General features: G+C 60.5%; 12 protein-coding genes and 1 pseudogene. 7 read left to right on the plus strand and 6 right to left on the minus strand.

The window, feature by feature from the left end; genetic code table 11:
• Window positions 1-154: 154 nt before the first annotated feature.
• The 4 genes from AC0L2A_RS11910 to AC0L2A_RS11925 are packed head-to-tail and all read right to left on the minus strand — an operon-like array spanning window position 155 to window position 3,565.
• Window positions 155-1,132 (minus strand): quinone oxidoreductase family protein, encoded by a 978-nt coding sequence (locus AC0L2A_RS11910; RefSeq protein ID WP_473507709.1) that lies wholly within the window; start codon window positions 1,130-1,132, stop codon window positions 155-157.
• Between the two features lie 34 nt (window positions 1,133-1,166).
• The gene (gene pcsA / locus AC0L2A_RS11915) at window positions 1,167-2,003 is read right to left on the minus strand and encodes a phosphatidylcholine synthase (RefSeq protein ID WP_023801839.1); all 837 of its coding nucleotides are present in this window, start codon (window positions 2,001-2,003) and stop codon (window positions 1,167-1,169) included.
• Window positions 2,000-2,614 (minus strand): DUF1326 domain-containing protein, encoded by a 615-nt coding sequence (locus AC0L2A_RS11920; RefSeq protein WP_023801840.1) that lies wholly within the window; start codon window positions 2,612-2,614, stop codon window positions 2,000-2,002. Before AC0L2A_RS11920 ends, pcsA begins: the two co-directional genes overlap by 4 nt.
• Before the next feature lie 12 nt (window positions 2,615-2,626).
• A complete protein-coding gene (locus AC0L2A_RS11925; protein ID WP_473608948.1) occupies window positions 2,627-3,565 on the minus strand; it encodes a DUF2182 domain-containing protein in 939 nt (312 codons plus the stop codon).
• Window positions 3,566-3,627: 62 nt separating this feature from the next.
• Here AC0L2A_RS11925 and AC0L2A_RS11930 point away from each other — a divergent pair, with 62 nt between their 5' ends.
• Entirely contained in the window at window positions 3,628-4,839 is a 1,212-nt protein-coding gene (locus AC0L2A_RS11930; RefSeq protein ID WP_473608950.1) for a UbiH/UbiF family hydroxylase, read from the plus strand.
• Between the two features lie 199 nt (window positions 4,840-5,038).
• On the plus strand, window positions 5,039-5,362 hold the full coding sequence (hspQ, locus tag AC0L2A_RS11935; protein WP_023801843.1) for a heat shock protein HspQ: 324 nt from the start codon (window positions 5,039-5,041) through the stop codon (window positions 5,360-5,362).
• 145 nt (window positions 5,363-5,507) lie between these two features.
• On the opposite strand, the gene AC0L2A_RS11940 is transcribed toward hspQ, so the two are convergent.
• Window positions 5,508-6,137 (minus strand): invasion associated locus B family protein, encoded by a 630-nt coding sequence (locus AC0L2A_RS11940; RefSeq protein WP_473608951.1) that lies wholly within the window; start codon window positions 6,135-6,137, stop codon window positions 5,508-5,510.
• A 231-nt stretch (window positions 6,138-6,368) separates the two neighbouring features.
• Between AC0L2A_RS11940 and AC0L2A_RS11945 the strand changes: the two genes are divergently transcribed.
• From AC0L2A_RS11945 to AC0L2A_RS11965, 5 genes and pseudogenes are all read left to right on the plus strand, one after another.
• On the plus strand, window positions 6,369-8,183 hold the full coding sequence (locus tag AC0L2A_RS11945) for an extracellular solute-binding protein (protein ID WP_473608952.1): 1,815 nt from the start codon (window positions 6,369-6,371) through the stop codon (window positions 8,181-8,183).
• Window positions 8,184-8,206: 23 nt separating this feature from the next.
• Window positions 8,207-8,887 carry a DsbA family oxidoreductase gene (locus AC0L2A_RS11950; RefSeq protein WP_473608954.1) on the plus strand — a complete coding sequence of 227 codons (681 nt, stop codon included), beginning with the start codon at window positions 8,207-8,209 and terminating at the stop codon, window positions 8,885-8,887.
• A gap of 516 nt (window positions 8,888-9,403) precedes the next feature.
• Complete coding sequence (locus AC0L2A_RS11955) at window positions 9,404-11,308, plus strand: ABC transporter ATP-binding protein/permease (RefSeq protein ID WP_473608955.1); 1,905 nt, start codon at window positions 9,404-9,406, stop codon at window positions 11,306-11,308.
• A 75-nt stretch (window positions 11,309-11,383) separates the two neighbouring features.
• Window positions 11,384-12,123, plus strand: a pseudogene (locus AC0L2A_RS11960) (carbon-nitrogen hydrolase family protein).
• Between the two features lie 246 nt (window positions 12,124-12,369).
• Entirely contained in the window at window positions 12,370-13,362 is a 993-nt protein-coding gene (locus AC0L2A_RS11965) for a carbon-nitrogen hydrolase family protein (RefSeq protein WP_473609013.1), read from the plus strand.
• A 786-nt stretch (window positions 13,363-14,148) separates the two neighbouring features.
• Here the strand turns inward: AC0L2A_RS11965 and gor are convergent.
• Entirely contained in the window at window positions 14,149-15,537 is a 1,389-nt protein-coding gene (gor, locus tag AC0L2A_RS11970) for a glutathione-disulfide reductase (protein ID WP_473608957.1), read from the minus strand.
• Between the last annotated feature and the right edge of the window lie 4 nt (window positions 15,538-15,541).

Consider the following 15,541-nt stretch of genomic DNA (forward strand, 5'->3'; position numbering starts at 1 on the left):
TCTTGAAAGAGCTTCAAGAATTTCAGCGGAAACCTAACGCATCGGCCCGAAAATCGAAATCGATTTTCGGAAAGCACGATGCGTGGATTCAAAATGTCAGAGCGTGCTTTTGTGCGCCCAAGTGGACGCACGTCGCTCAAAGCGATGGCAAGGCTCAGGGGACAAGAATGGTTGTCCCGGTCGTCCTGCGGCCTTCGAGGTCGGAATGCGCCCTGCCGGCATCCTGGAGCGCGTAACGCTGATTGATCTTGATCTTGACCGCGCCGCTGAGCACGATTTCGAACAGCGCGGCGGCGGACGCCTCCAGGTCTTCGCGCCTGGCGTTGTAGACGAACAGCGTCGGACGGGTTGCAAACAGCGAACCTTTCTGCGCCAGCAATGACATGCTGAACGGCGGGACCGGTCCCGACGATTGACCGAAGCTGGCGAACATGCCGAGCGGCTTCAGGCAGTCGAGCGAGGCCGGAAAGGTGTCGTTGCCGACCGAATCATAGACGACGTCGCACTTCTTGCCGCCGGTGATGGCGAGGACGCCGGCGACGAAGTCCTGCTCGCGGTAGTTGATGACGTGGTCGAAGCCATGCGCCCTGGCGAGCTCGATCTTGTCGGCGGAGCTGGCGGTGCCGATCACGGTTGCGCCAAGATGCTTGGCCCATTGGCCGAGGATCAGCCCGACACCGCCGGCCGCCGCGTGAAACAGGATCGTGTCGCCCGCCTTCACCTTGAAGGTACGGCGCAGCAGATATTCCGCCGTCATCCCTTTCAGCATCATGGCGGCCGCCTGTTCGTCGCTGATACCGTCCGGCACCTTGACGACGCGATCGGCCGCGATCACGCGCTGCTCGGCATAGGCGCCAGTCGTCACGGCGTAGGCGATGCGATCGCCCGGCTTCAGCCAGTCGATATCCGCGCCCACTTCCACGACCACCCCGGCCGCCTCGCTGCCGGGTATCAGCGGGAAACCGCCTGGCGGCGGGTAAAGGCCGGAGCGATGATAGACGTCGATGAAATTGAGGCCGATCGCCGTGTGCCTGACCAGGATTTGCCCCGAGCCGGGTTGGCCCGGATCGGCGTCCTCATAGGTCAGGACCTCCGGACCGCCATGGGCGTGGATGCGTATTGCTTTGGACATTGATGAGGCTCTCTTGGGACCAGACTCTATGGGATCAGGTTTTCTTGGCGCCGAGCGTTGGAAAGAGCTGCATGATACCGCCGATACATGCGAGGTAAAGTCCGGTGACCGTGATGCCGATCTTGGTGAAGACACTCACCTGCTCGCCCAGGACGCCGATCTGGTCGTAGAAGGCGGCAAGAGCTGCCTGCGCCAGCGCCAGCGCTCCGAAAGCGCACCATAGCAGCGTCATGCCAAGGTTGATCGGCCGCAGCCGCGCCACCCGCACCGGGTGGATGAAATTGATCGGCACAAAGGTCAGGATGCCGGCCACCACGACCACGGCGAAGGAAACCCATTGTCCCGGCTCGATGACGAACAGCGTGAACACCACCATGTTCCAGACCACGGGAAACCCCTTGAAGAAATTTTCCTTGGTCTTCATCCCGGTGTCGGCATAGTAGATCGCGCTCGACACGACGATGATCGCCGCCGACAGGAACGACAGGCCCTCACCCATGAAGCCGCGCTGGTAAAGCGCGAAGGCCGGTATCAGCACATAGGTGACGTAATCGATGATGTTGTCGAGGAGTTCGCCCGACCACGTCGGCAGGATTTCCTTGACCTCGAGCTTCCTGGCGATCGGCCCGTCGATGCCATCGACGAACAGCGCCAGCCCCAGCCACCAGAACATCGCCGTCCAGCGCTGCTCGCTCGCCGCAACCAGCGACAGGAACGCCAGGAACGAGCCCGATGCGGTCAGCAGATGGACCGAAAATGCGCGCGCCTGCGGCCATGTGACTTTCTTCTTCGGCCTCGGAATCTTGTCGGCGATTTTCCTGGCCGTGATTTTTCCGGCCGTAATTTTTCTGGCCGTTGTTTTTTTGCTCACGGGCCCCGCCAGTCCAGCTTGCAGATTTCGGCCGAGCGGCCGGCAAAATTCCAGTTGCGGCCGAAGGCCCGCATCTTGCTCTTGTCGGACCTGGCGACGATGATTTCCGGTGCGATCCAGTACTCCGAATTGCTGATCACCGTATCCTTGTCGCGGTCCTTGCCGGAAATCGGCGTCACCGCTCCATCGATGATCTTCGGGATCTGGAAGATCCGCGTCCTGTCGCGCGTCTCATAGGTGATCGGCGCCTGCTCGACGCCGAGGAACTTTCCGACCAGGATGGAGAGCAGCGAGGTGGTCCCGCCAGCCTTGCCGGTGAAAATCCTGGTCAGCGCCTTTACCGCGTAGACTGAGGCGCGCTTGTCGATGAACAGTCCGGCGGTCCAGTTGCCGCGGCTCATATAGCCGGGGATTTCCATGACCAGCCCAAGATTGAGGCCGGACAGCTCGACCTCGCCGAAATGGCCGGCATCGATGCGGAACCCCGCCCAGGTCTGGCAATAGCCCTCGGTCGGCGGATGACTGCCGAGAGACAGCACGCAAGGACAAAAAACCGTGCAATTGCAGGAGAGCACCAACTCTCCTTTCATTGCCCAGCCTTGATCCGCCATAGAATTCTCTCCCTATGCCGAGACTACTAGCAGGGCGGTTGCCCAGACAAGCAGTATCGCACCGGCGATCCGGGTTGGCAGCCTGCCCGCCGTCTGTTTTTCGATCAGGGTGAAGAGGCCGATCAACGCCAACCAGAACACGTTCATCACACCGACGGCGAACATCACCAGCATCAGCGCCCAGCAGCAGCCGAGGCACCAGACACCCTGCTCGATGCCGAGCCGGAAAATGCGGCCGGGCCTCGCGCTCCAGTTCGAAAACAGGATCGAGAACGGGCTTTTGCATTTTGTCAGGCAGGCTTCCTTCAGGCCGCTGAACTGGTAGAGGCCAGCAACCAGAAGCGCAGCCGCTCCTGTCGCTCCGACCACCGGATCGAGCATCTGCACAGAGGAGGCGAAGGCGTGAACGATGAGCGTCAGCGCCGCAAACACTGCCGACGCAGCCAACCAAACGCTGAGGTAACCGGCGACCAGGATCAGCGGATGGCCGACCGCTTCGCCCTTGATCCGCGCGGTATCGGCAATCTCGCAATAGGTGCGGATCATCGGCCCCGCCGAAGGCAGCATGGTGGCGACCGCCATCAGGAACCACATGACGATGAGCGCTCCGGCCTGCGCGCCGACGCCCCCGTCGAGCGGCGCAGGTGCAAGACAAAGACTGAAGAAGCGCTCGAGAAGATCCGGCAGCGGCAGCCCCGGCAGGTACCTGAGCATCGTGTCGCCGGGTGCATCGATGCCCGGAACCCGGCTTTCGGCGCCACGTTTGGCCATGGCGCCAAGCAGCAGCCATGCCAGGACGACGGCTGCGCCCAAAACGATGTTCACCGCCAGTCGAGGATTGCGCGAGACGCTCGCCGCGGCGCGGCCGAAACGGTCGAGATGACTGAAATCATGGTCTTCGGCGGTCATGGCAATCGAATGGGCCGAATCGCCGCGTTGATCAAGCCGCATGATCTGATCTATATGCTCATCAGGTCGGACCGACCGCCTCGCATCGCAACCGGGAAGCCGAATTGGACCGTCGGGAAACAGCACGGATACTGGTTGCCGGCAGTGGCCCGGCAGGGCTGATTGCAGCGCTTGGTTTCGCAGACGCCGGCTTTCCCGTGACGCTCGTCGGTCCCGAGGCAAATGGCCAGGACGGCCGCACGACGGCCTTGATGGACCCGGCCCTGAAGATCCTCGAACGGTTGGGCGTGCTCGATGCGGTGAGGTCCCAGGGCGCACCGCTGAAGGTGATGCGCATCGTCGATGCAACCAGCCGGCTGATCCGCAGCCCGGTGGTCATTTTCCGCGCCAGCGAAATCGGCGAGGAGCAGTTCGGACTGAATTTACCCAACAGTGCGCTCAATCCCGCACTTGCCCGTGTTGTTGCCGCCCATTCCGGCATCGAATGGCGAAAAGCGATGGTAGAGACCTGGCGCCTCGAGGGCGACCATGCGCAGGCGATGCTGTCTGACGGCAGCGAGATCACGGCATCGCTGGCCGTCGCTGCCGATGGCCGTCTGTCGCCGGCCCGCGAGGCTGCCGGCATCTCGACGTCGGCGCGGTCCTATCCGCAGGCGGCATTGGTTCTCAATTTCGGCCACCGCAGCGACCACGCGTTCACTTCGACCGAGTTCCACACCGAGACCGGCCCGTTCACCCAGGTTCCCCTGCCCGGCAATCGGTCGAGCCTTGTCTGGGTGGTAGAGCCGGAAACGGCGAAGGAACTCGCCGCACTGGACGACGCGGCGCTTTCGATGCGGGTCGAACAGCGGATGCAATCGATGCTGGGCCGGGTTTCCGTCGAACCCGGGCGGCAGGTCTACCAGCTTTCCGGCGTGACGCCGCGGTGCTTCGCGCGCAACCGGGTGGCACTTGTCAGCGAAGCCGCCCATGTGTTTCCGCCGATCGGCGCGCAAGGTCTCAACCTTGGTATCAGGGATATCGATGATCTGGTTGGAATTGCTTGCAAAAACAGGGATGATCCGGGCGCCGTCAAGGCCCTCGCAGCCTATGATTTCAAGCGCCGGCCCGACATCCTGGCGCGCAGCAATGCGGTCAACCTGCTCAACAAATCGCTGCTCTCGCAGATGCTGCCGGCACAGATGGCGCGCAGTGCTGGCCTTGGCGTGCTCGGCGGATTCGCGCCGCTCCGCGCCTTTTTCATGCGCGAGGGGCTGCGGCCCGGCAGTGGTTTTGCAGCGCTCGCCGGCGGCTTAAGGAAACAGATCCGGCGCTAGCACAGGGCGGGCTGGCCCGTAGCTTGGCGGGGCGTCAAGCGTTCGGCATTGAAATCATGCGGCGTCTGCGTCAAATAGGTCAGGTATCAGCCATAAGTCGGGCTCGATTTTTTGAAGCGTAACGCGTAAATTCAAGGTCTTAGGGAGTCTTTGCGCATTCCAGGGACGCGGCACTCTAGGATTTAGTGGTGAGTACATGATGAAAACAGCCAAATTCTCGATCGGACAGGTGGTCCGCCACCGGCTGTTTCCGTTCCGCGGCATCATTTTCGATGTCGACCCGCAATTCGCCAACACCGACGAATGGTACGAGGCGATCCCGGCGGATGTGCGGCCGCGCAAGGACCAGCCCTTCTACCACTTGCTCGCCGAGAATTCGGAAACGGAATACATCGCCTATGTGTCTGAGCAGAACCTGCTCGAGGACCGGTCTGGCGAACCGGTGCGGCATCCGGAGATCGGCGAGATGTTCGACAAGCGGCCGGACGGGCGCTACGAGCCGAGACGCCAGTCAAGACATTGAGCTGACGAAAAGCGCGGGGACCTGACTGATCGCGGGCCTGATGGGATCAAGAAATGGCCGGCCGGAACAAAAAAGCGGGGCATGGCCCCGCTTTTTTGTTGGTTTAAGAAATCGTCTTGGTCGCCAAGTCGCGCCAGGGGGGCGATCAGTTGGCGGTCTTCGCCTTGTCCTGCTCTTCCTTGAGCTTCTTTGCGAAGTCCTGGTTGTTCTTGGCAACGAAATCCTGAAGCTTCTTCTGCCGATCCTCGATGTCCGACTGCTGCAGCGGCGGCCCGTCGAAGGCGCCGCTGAAGCCGGTCAGAGCGACCTTGATAGGGTTCGGCTGGTTCTGGAAATTGACTGAGGTCAGCGTCAGGTTCGAACCCTTCTTGAAGGAATTGATGAGCTGGTCGGTCAGCGGCACTTCCGCCACGCAGCGGTCGGGGAAGCAGATCACATAGTCGAGCTTCTGCGCCTTCGCGGTGTCGATCTGGAGGCCAATGCCGGGAGGAATCAGGCGACCGCTCGGAACCGTCACCTGGAACACCTTGCGGTTTACCTTGCCCTTCAATTCGATCAGGCTGACGCCGGTGACGAGCTGGCCGTTGCCGGCAGTGGTGATGTTCTGGACATTGCAGATGTCGACGTCTTCCTGCTTGGTGCAGGCTTTGAACCAGCCCTGCGGAATCTGCTGTTGCTGCTGCGCAAGAGCAGCGGGAAGCTGTGCGCCCAAAAAGCCGACCACGCCAGCGGCCATGACCGACAGGCAGTACGCGTTGCTGTTCAGGCTCGTCATATCGTGCACTTCCTCTCAAATGATCCCGGGACCGGCTTCTTCGCGCCGTGTGGTCCAGCTAACTGTTGCCGAAATGAGGCAACAGAATGACTTCGAACGGCGTGTTACACTGCAAGCGGTGCCGAATCCAGCCTGATGTCAGCAATTCTGAGCTCGCGATTGACCGGGAGGCGGTCGGCTCATGTTAGGGTGCGCTCCGAATCATCAAGCCGACCCGGTAAGGAGACGGTCATGGGCCGCGTTCTTGTTTGGCTGATCGCCGCGATTATCACCCTTTCGCCCCAGCCGGCCTTGTCGGAGCCGAAACACGCGATCGCCATGCAGGGCGAGCCGGCGCTGCCGGCCGACTATGCGCATTTCAACTACGTCAATCCCGATGCGCCGAAGGGCGGCAGCATAACCTATTGCGTCGTTGGCAGCTTCGACAATCTCAACCCTTTCATCCTGAAAAGCCTGCGCACGACGGCACGCGGCATGATCGACAGGATTTTCGGCAATCTCGTCTTCGAGCCGTTGATGCAGCGCAATGACGATGAGGCCTTCAGTCTTTACGGCCTGCTTGCCGACACTGCCGACATGGATCCGGAGCGCAAGAGCATCGAATTCCACCTCGATCCGAGGGCCAAATGGTCTGATGGCCAACCGGTGACTGCGGAAGACGTGCTGTTCACCTACGAGGTCTTTACCGAGAAAGGCCGGCCACCCTACAGCGCCCGCATGAGCATGGTCGCCAAACTGGAAAAGACCGGCGACCGCAGCGTGCGCTTTACATTCAACGACAAGGCTAATCGCGAGACTCCGTTGGTTATCGCGATGACGCCGATCGTGCCGAAGCACGCTTTCGACAAGGCGACCTTCGACAGGACCACGCTGAAACCTGTGATCGGCAGCGGCCCCTACACCGTGGCGCACGTGGCGCCTGGCCAGCGCATCGTGTTCAAGCGCAACCCGAATTATTGGGGCAAGGACATCCCCGCCAAGCGCGGTTTCGACAATTACGACCAGATCACCATCGAATATTTCCTCAACGCCAACGCCAAGCTGGAAGCTTTCAAGAAAGGCATCTGCGCTATCGCTGACGACAGCGATCCGGTCAAGCGCGAGCGCGATCTCGACTTCCCGGCCTTCCACAAGGGCGACGTGATCGCCGAAAATTTCGACACCGGCATCCCGCCAGTGGTGACGGGGTTCCTGTTCAACACGCGGCTGCAGAAGTTCTCCAATCCGGTGGTTCGACGCGCACTCGGCATGCTCTACGACTTCGAATGGGCCAACAAGAACCTGTTTGGCGGCAAGTACATGCGCACCATGAGCTATTGGCAGAATTCCGAGCTGTCGGCACTCGGCCATCCGGCCGACGACAGGGAAAAGGCGCTCCTGGCACCCTACCCGGGTCGTGTGCCGGCCGATGTCATGGACGGCACCTGGCGGCCACCTGTCACCGACGGCTCGGGCCAGGACCGCAGGGTGCTGAAAGCTGCCTTCGACATATTCAAGGGCGCGGGCTATGCCCTGCACGATGGAGTGATGCTCGATCCCGAGGGGAAACCCTTCGGCTTGGAGATCCTGACCGCCTCCCAGAACGAAGAGCGCCTTGCCGCCATCTACCAGCGCACGCTTGCGAAGATCGGCATCGATGTCACCATCCGCAGCCTTGACGGCGACCAGATCCAGTCACGCAAGCAACGTTTCAATTTCGAGGTGCTGATCGGCGCCAGCGGTTTCGAGAACTCGCTGTCGCCGGGCATCGAGCAGTTCGGGCGCTGGGGATCAGCTGCCGCCAATGCCGAAGGGTCGTTCAACCTTGCCGGCGTCGCCGATCCGGCGATAGATGCAGCACTTGAGGCGATGGTCGACGCCCGCAGCCGCGAAGATTATGTTGCCGCCGTCCGGGTCCTCGACAGGTTGTTGATCTCCGGCCACTACATGGTTCCGATGCAGCACAACACGCAGCAATGGCTCGCCTACTGGAGCTATCTGGAGCATCCGCGAAAGACCCCCATATCCGGTTATCGACTGCCGACATGGTGGCGCAAGCCGAAGTGACCACTTCGGAACAGGAGATCAACATGAGCGACGAGAAGTCGATTACCGTCGATGTGGTATCCGACGTCGTCTGCCCCTGGTGCTTCATCGGCCAGAAGCGGCTCGACAAGGCGATCGCCGCGGCAAACGAGGTCGAGGTGCATATTCGCTGGCGGCCGTTCCAGCTCGACCCAACCATCCCGCCCGAAGGCAAGGATCGCCGCGGATACATGATGGCGAAGTTCGGCAGCGACGAACGCATTCGCGAGATCCACGCCCGCATCGAGCCATTGGGGGAGGCCGAGGGCATCAACTTCGCCTTCGCCGCCATCAAGGTTGCGCCCAACACGCTGGACGCGCACCGCGTCATCCGCTGGGCTGGTGCCGCCGGCGAGGTCATGCAGAACCGGCTGGTGCGACGTCTGTTCCAGTTGAATTTCGAGGAAGGCGCCAATCTCGGCGATCATGTCGTGCTGATCAACGCCGCCCGCGAGGCCGGCATGGATGCGTCCGTCGTCGAGACGCTTTTGCCGACGGACGCCGATGTCGAGGCGGTGCGCACCGAAATCGCCACTGCTTCGCGCATGGGTATCACGGGCGTGCCGTGCTTTCTGCTTGAGGGCAAGTATGCGGTGATGGGCGCGCAAGACGTTGACACGCTCAGCGACGCCATTCGCCAGGTTGCGGCGGCGAAGGCGCGGGGCGAGTTGGAGAAAGCGACCTGATGGACGTCCTTCCCTAGGCGCCTTTGGCGACATTGCCACAGCAGCCAACGCCCTCCGGGCCAACGCCCCTCCGGTCACTTTCCGGCTGCTGCCAGGTCGATAAGGCAACAAGGATGACGGCGTATCTTTGCGTCGATTCGTCTTCCGCAGCTTAAAAATCGGCCGATCGACCACGCTCTTGCCTCACAAAACTGTGCAAAAGCTTTCCCTTGGGGAAGATGCTGACGCTTGCATACGTGAACCAGCAACTTCTTGAAATGATAGAGATAATCTGCGTCGAGAGCAGCATCGCATCGCGTTGCCGCTGTTGCTTAATGGCAACGGCCAGGGGTTCAATCCTCCACAAGCCCGAGAAAAGATAATTGAAAATGATCAATTGGTGTTACTGTCTGTAATAAAACTAAAAGAGGTTTGGGCGGGATTGTGATTCGGGTCGGTAGACCAGAGCGACATTCAATATCGGAAAAATGGCTCCGCGGTGCCGCAAGGCCGCCGCTCCTGACACCAGTTTCCTCGATGCGCAGCTTCTGGGGACTGATGCGGGCCTACTGGTTCTCGGACCGCTGGGTGGAGGCCTGGACGCTGACGCTGGTCATCGCCCTGTTTACCGCGCTCTCCAGCAAGGCTGGCGTCTGGTTCGCAGAAGCATCCGGAGAACTGGTCAACTCGATTGCCTTCTACCACGACGCCGCGAACACCACGCCGCTCGCATCGCTGCTCACCAACGCCGGCGTGCTCATCCTTCTGGTCGTGCTCAAGGACGCGGGCTTTACCGGCATCCGCACTTTTGTTTCCGCGACGCTGCATCGCAAATGGCGCGCTTGGCTGGACAGCCGTTTCAACGCAGCGCTTCTCGACACCAATCACACGCATTTCCATGCTCAGCACGGTTCCTCCGGCGCTGCTGCCCCCGACAACATCGACCAGCGTGTCCAGGAATCGATCAAGGACATGACCGGCGGAGCCATCGGCCTCGCCATCGGGGTGATGGCTGTCGCCACATCGCTTTATTTCGTCGGCCGGAAACTGCTTGAAACCTCGGCAGAGGTGAAAGGGCTGGAGTTCCTCGGCAGCTATGGCAGCGCGGTCTTGGCTTTCCTGGCGGTCGCCATTTACGTGCCGCTGAACACCTGGATCGCGGTGAAGCTCGGCAGGTTGCTGGAACGGATCAACATCCGGATGCAGCAATCCGAAGGCAGTTATCGCGGCGAGCTGACCACGTTCCTGCGCCGCAGTTTCCATGTCGCCGCCTCCCAGGGCGAGAATGTGCAAAAGACGATGCACGAACGGCTTTATGTCGACATCGACCGCACCTGGGCAAGGCTGAACATCGTCAACACCAGCTATCGTTCTTTCGAGCTGGTCTACACTTTCATCGGCGCCCGCATTGTCGCCTATGCGCCGGGCCTGGTGCCCTATATCCACAACCGTTTCGACCTCAAGGGCTACATAACCGGCTCCGAGATGGTCAACTCGCTCATCAATCAATGTTCGTGGTTCATCCATGTCATGCCTTCCATTGCGGCGCTGCGCGCCAACAGCCAACGGGTGACCGAACTCGCCAACGCGATCGAAAACGTCCAACACCCGCAGGAATTCTATAGTCTCACCGGCTGTTCCGATTTCCGCTACGACCGTCAGAACCCGGTTTTCGGCCTGACCATCCAGAAACTCGAGCTGACCCATCAGGGCGAGGACGCCACGCCCTTCCTGAGTGCCGCGAATTTGCGCTTCCGGCGTGGCGAGTGGACGTTCCTGAAGGGCGAATCCGGCTGCGGCAAGACATCGCTGATCAAGGCGATCAACGGCCTGTGGCCCTATGGCCGCGGCTCCATCGTCTTTCCGGAAGGGGTCGAAAGTTTCTATGCCGCCCAGGAGGTCAAGCTGCAGCAGGTCTCGCTGAAGCAACTGGTCTGCCTGCCCGGTTCAGAGCGCGATCACACCGACACGCAGGTTGCATCGGCTCTGCACAAAGCCGGCCTTGGCGATTTCATCGAACACATGGCCGATGAAAGCCGTGACGGAATGAGCTGGGACCAGGTGCTTTCGGGCGGCCAGAAACAGAAGCTGGTTGTCGCTCGTATCGTGCTGCAGCAGCCGGGGCTGCTGTTCCTCGACGAAGCGACCGGGGCGCTCGATCCGGAAGGGAAGATTGCCTTCCATCAAGCGATCAAGGACAATTGTCCAGATGTCACGGTGATCTCGATCATGCACGAGGCCGTGCCGCCAAGGTCGCTTTCAGGCGCCGAATTCTACCACAGCATCGTTGCCATCGCGGACGGCGTCGCGACCAAAAAGCCGCTGGCGCCGAGCCTGCCGGTCGAGCTCACCACCATCCTCGCGCACCCCAGGCCAGTCGAGGAAACAAGGCCGGTCGAGGAAAGATGGCTGCGCTTCCCTCGCCGCATCAGGCAGAAATAATGCATGTCGCGCAAAAGCATGCCCTCGGGCCTGACCCGAGGGTGTGCAGCGGTTTTGCGTCGCTCGGAAGCTACTATGAAGACCGTCAGGATCGCTGCTGCCCAGACCCCTGAATTTTTGGAGGACATTGACGCAGCACTGGACTGTCTGGCGATCGTCGCGGCTCGCGCGAAAGCCGAAGGCGCGGTGTTGTTGTGTTTGCCGGAGGGCTTTCTTCAGGGGTATCTAACCGGCGAGCAATCGGCACGGCGCAATGCCCTCGACCGTACATCACCTGAGTTCGAGGCCGTTATGAAGCGATTCCCGAAAACGGGACCAATGATCGTCATGGGCCTGATCGAGGTTGAGGATGGGCGACTGTTCAACACCGCGATCGTGGTAGATCGGGGTACGCTCATTGGTCGGTATCGAAAGAAGCATCTGCTCCGTGGCGAACAAGTTTTCGACGCTGGAACGATAGCGATGTCTTCGAGGTCGATGGTCTGCGTTTCGGAATTAACATTTGCTACGACACGAATTTCCCGGAGGCGGTGCAGAAGATCGCGGACCTTGGCGCATCCCTGATTGTGTGCCCCACCAATAACATGCTCAGCCGAAGGACAGCGGAGGCGTACAAGGATTTGCACAACGCCGTGCGGGGTGACAGATGCCGGGAGACGGGCCTTTGGCTCGTCTCGGCCGACGTGACTGGTGAGCGCCAGGGGCGAGTTTCCTTTGGTCCTACGGCGGTCCTTGATCCGACGGGCCAGGTCGCCGCGCAACTGCCCTTGGGCGAACCTGGATTGCTGGTCTTCGATCTTCCTAGCGATCGGTAAGACGCGAGGTATTGGCGAGCACAGTCCTTTTTTCGCCCGAAATTCGGATATTTGCGACAAAGTTGACGAATCGAGGTCTTATCGCCATTCTTGGTTTGGCGTGACCTACGCCTAACCTCCCAAGACCTTCCCCAGCATGGTCTTTAACGGAGGCAAAGGGACTTCAGTCTCGGGTCGCTGTCTTGGTCCGACCGTTTCGGGCGTGGTTGCTGGGGAACTTGCGTCCGGGACGTGAAAGGCCTGACAATGACGCAAAATGGAAATCTTAAACGTCGCGTACGTGCTCGCGCAGCCAAAACGGGCGAATCTTACACAGCCGCTCTCAAGCACATTCGCCAGACATCACCGGATCACTCTGAGCCTAAATCAGTGCGGTTGGCCGTAGCGCAAACTACCTTCTATAATGATCCTCGCGACATCTCCCGGCTTCGGGCTAGCGGGCTAGAAATGCGGCGCTTGATGCGTGAGGCACATAAAGCCGGGGCGCGACTTCTGCATTTTCCAGAGGGCGCAACCTGCTCACCCAACAAGCGTATTATGTCCGTTAACGGACCCAAAGAGATCGGCCCTTCCGACTGGGACAGGTTCGAATGGGCTGCTCTGCGAGAGGAACTGGACGCCACTAGGAAGCTTGCGCGAGAGCTTGAGCTGTGGACGATTTTCGGTTCGGTGCATCAACTCACCCTGCCGCACCGACCACATAACAGCCTGTATGTCTTCTCTGATCATGGGGAGCTGGTGACACGCTATGACGAGCGTATGCTGTCGAACACGAAAATCTCGTTCATGTACTCGCCGGGGAAAATCCCAGTGACATTCGAGGTTGACGGTGTTCGCTTCGGCTGCGCGCTCGGGATGGAGTCGCACTTTCCGGAAATATTCATCGAATACGAGCGGCTTGATGTCGATTGCGTCCTGTTTTCGACTACCGGCGAGTCCCCTACCGCCGGTCCAGCCTTCGCCGTAGAGGCGCAAGGACATGCGGCAAGCAATACGTATTGGGTCAGCTTTTCTGCCCACGCGCCGCAAAGCGTGACGGCCCCTTCGGGAATAGCTGCCCCCGATGGTCAATGGGCCGTGCGGTGCTCGGCAGACGGTACACCCGCTATTACCGTCGCGGACATCAAAACTGATCCGGAACATCCTGCGCGGCCGTGGAGGCGAACGGCTCGCTCCGACCTCTATACACCTCATCAGGTAAACAGTGATCCGAGGAGCGACGGGCGCAACGTGTTCTGAGGGGCAGCTAACGGCCTGTGGGGGCAGTTTGCCCCCTGGCCGGACAGCTTGCTGCGATCCCTGCATTACTCAAGAATTCCAAAATAGGTCTTTCGTCCCAGACCTGGACTTCAATGAAGCGATCATAGCGCCGTAGGTGATCTGTCCTCCAACGCTCGCCGGGCATTCCGAAATCTTGGACTACTCGCTTGATCTGATGCAACGTGAACACCTGTCCGTGGTATGGTTGCCGCTCAGGCCGATGGTCGTCATGGGTCGCAATAGGCAGGCTGGCCATGCTATCGGGATAGGTGAAAGTGAGCACGTTTGAAGGAAACTCGGCAAGCGGCATCACCATGGAGCATGGCCGAGAGAGGTCTTGGCCATCTGCGAAATCACCGAGAAAGAATTAGATCGGTCTATTCCGTCGAGTTTGCCCTAGGAGTTGTTGCCTCTCGTTGATCAGCCATGCTTCTGTTGTGAGCCGTCTACCGAGATAATTTGCCTTAATGGGCCGCTTGCCCGCATCCCGGATGCGTTGCAGGATCTGCTCTGCTTCGGCCAGAGGCAAATCGCATAGATTCGAGAGGAAGACGCCTTCCGGATCGTAGTTATGCGTCACAACCTCTGGAATCGTATTCACTGGCTCGGCTCGAATCTCGCTCGGTGCTCCATCTTAACTTGGAAAGACCCTGCCGGCACTATCGCGGTCAATCTTGTCGCGGATTGGTGATCTGAAATTGCGCTCGAGTGGCGCTGCACCATTGCCTTCGTGCATGCTCCGTTGGTGACGATACGGGCAAAACCTCAGGCGCGCTCGCCGTCCCTCACCCGGTAGGTCGGCTTGTACATGGTGACGAGTTCTTCCGCCGCGGTCGGGTGCACGGCCATCGTTCGATCGAAGTCATCCTTGGTCAGCCCGGCCTTCAGCGGAATGCCGAGAAGCTGCGCCATCTCGCCGGCATCAGGCCCGAGGATATGGGCGCCGAGCACCTTTTTCGAGGCGCCGTCGACCACCAGCTTCATCAGCATCTTTTCGTCGCGGCCCGACAGCGTGTTGCGCATCGGCCGGAAGCTGGCGCGGTAGACCTCGACGTCGGTAAACCGCTTTATGGCCTCGTCTTCCGACAGGCCGACCGTGCCGATCTCGGGCTGCGAGAACACCGCGGTGGCGATCGTGTCATGGTCGGGCGCGGTCGGGTTGTCCTTGAAGGCGGTCTCGACGAAACACATCGCCTCATGGATCGCCACCGGCGTCAGTTGCACGCGGTTGGTGACGTCGCCGATGGCCCAGATGTTGTCGATGCTGGTGCGCGAATATTGGTCGACATGGATAGCGCCGGTCCTGGTCATCTCGATGCCGACGCCCACAAGCCCCATGTTTTCGGTGTTGGGGAGACGCCCGATGGCGAGCATGACCTGATCGACCGTCAGCACTTTGCCGCCGGTGACGACTGCGTCGAGGCGCCCGTCCGGACGCTTCCTGACCCATTCGGATACGGCATGGCAGAGGATTTTTATCCCCTTCTTTTCCATCGTCTCGTGCAGCATGCGCCTGAGATCCATGTCGAAGCGGGAGAGGATCTCCTTGCCGCGATAGACCAGCGTGGTGTCGACGCCGAGGCCGTGAAAGATGTTGGCGAATTCGACGGCAATATAACCGCCGCCCTCGATCATGATCGCCTTCGGCAATTCCTTGAGATCGAAGGCCTCGTTGGAAAAGATACAATGCTCATGGCCGGGCAGAGCCGGGTGCGGTGCCGGGCGGCCGCCGGTGGCGATGAGAATCTGGTCGGCGGTGACGGTGCGGTCCTCGCCGAGAAGATGCACCGCATGCGGATCGACCAGCATGGCGCGTGACTGAAACGTCTCGCCCCCGGCGCCTTGGACATTTTTCCTGTAGATGGCTTCCAGCCGGCTGATCTCGCGATCCTTATTGGCAACCAGTGTCTGCCAGTCGAAGCTCGCCTGCGGTACGGTCCAGCCGTAACCGGCGGCGTCGGCAAAATGTTCGGGAAATTGCGAGGCATAGACATAGAGCTTCTTCGGCACGCAGCCGCGAATGACGCAGGTGCCGCCATAGCGGTATTCCTCGGCAATGCCGACGCGCTTGCCGAGTGCCGCCGCCAAACGCGCCGCCCTCACCCCGCCGGAGCCGCCGCCGATGACGAAAAGATCGTAGTCATAGACGGCCATGGCG

The sequence above is a fragment of the Mesorhizobium sp. WSM4844 genome (assembly GCF_055811775.1).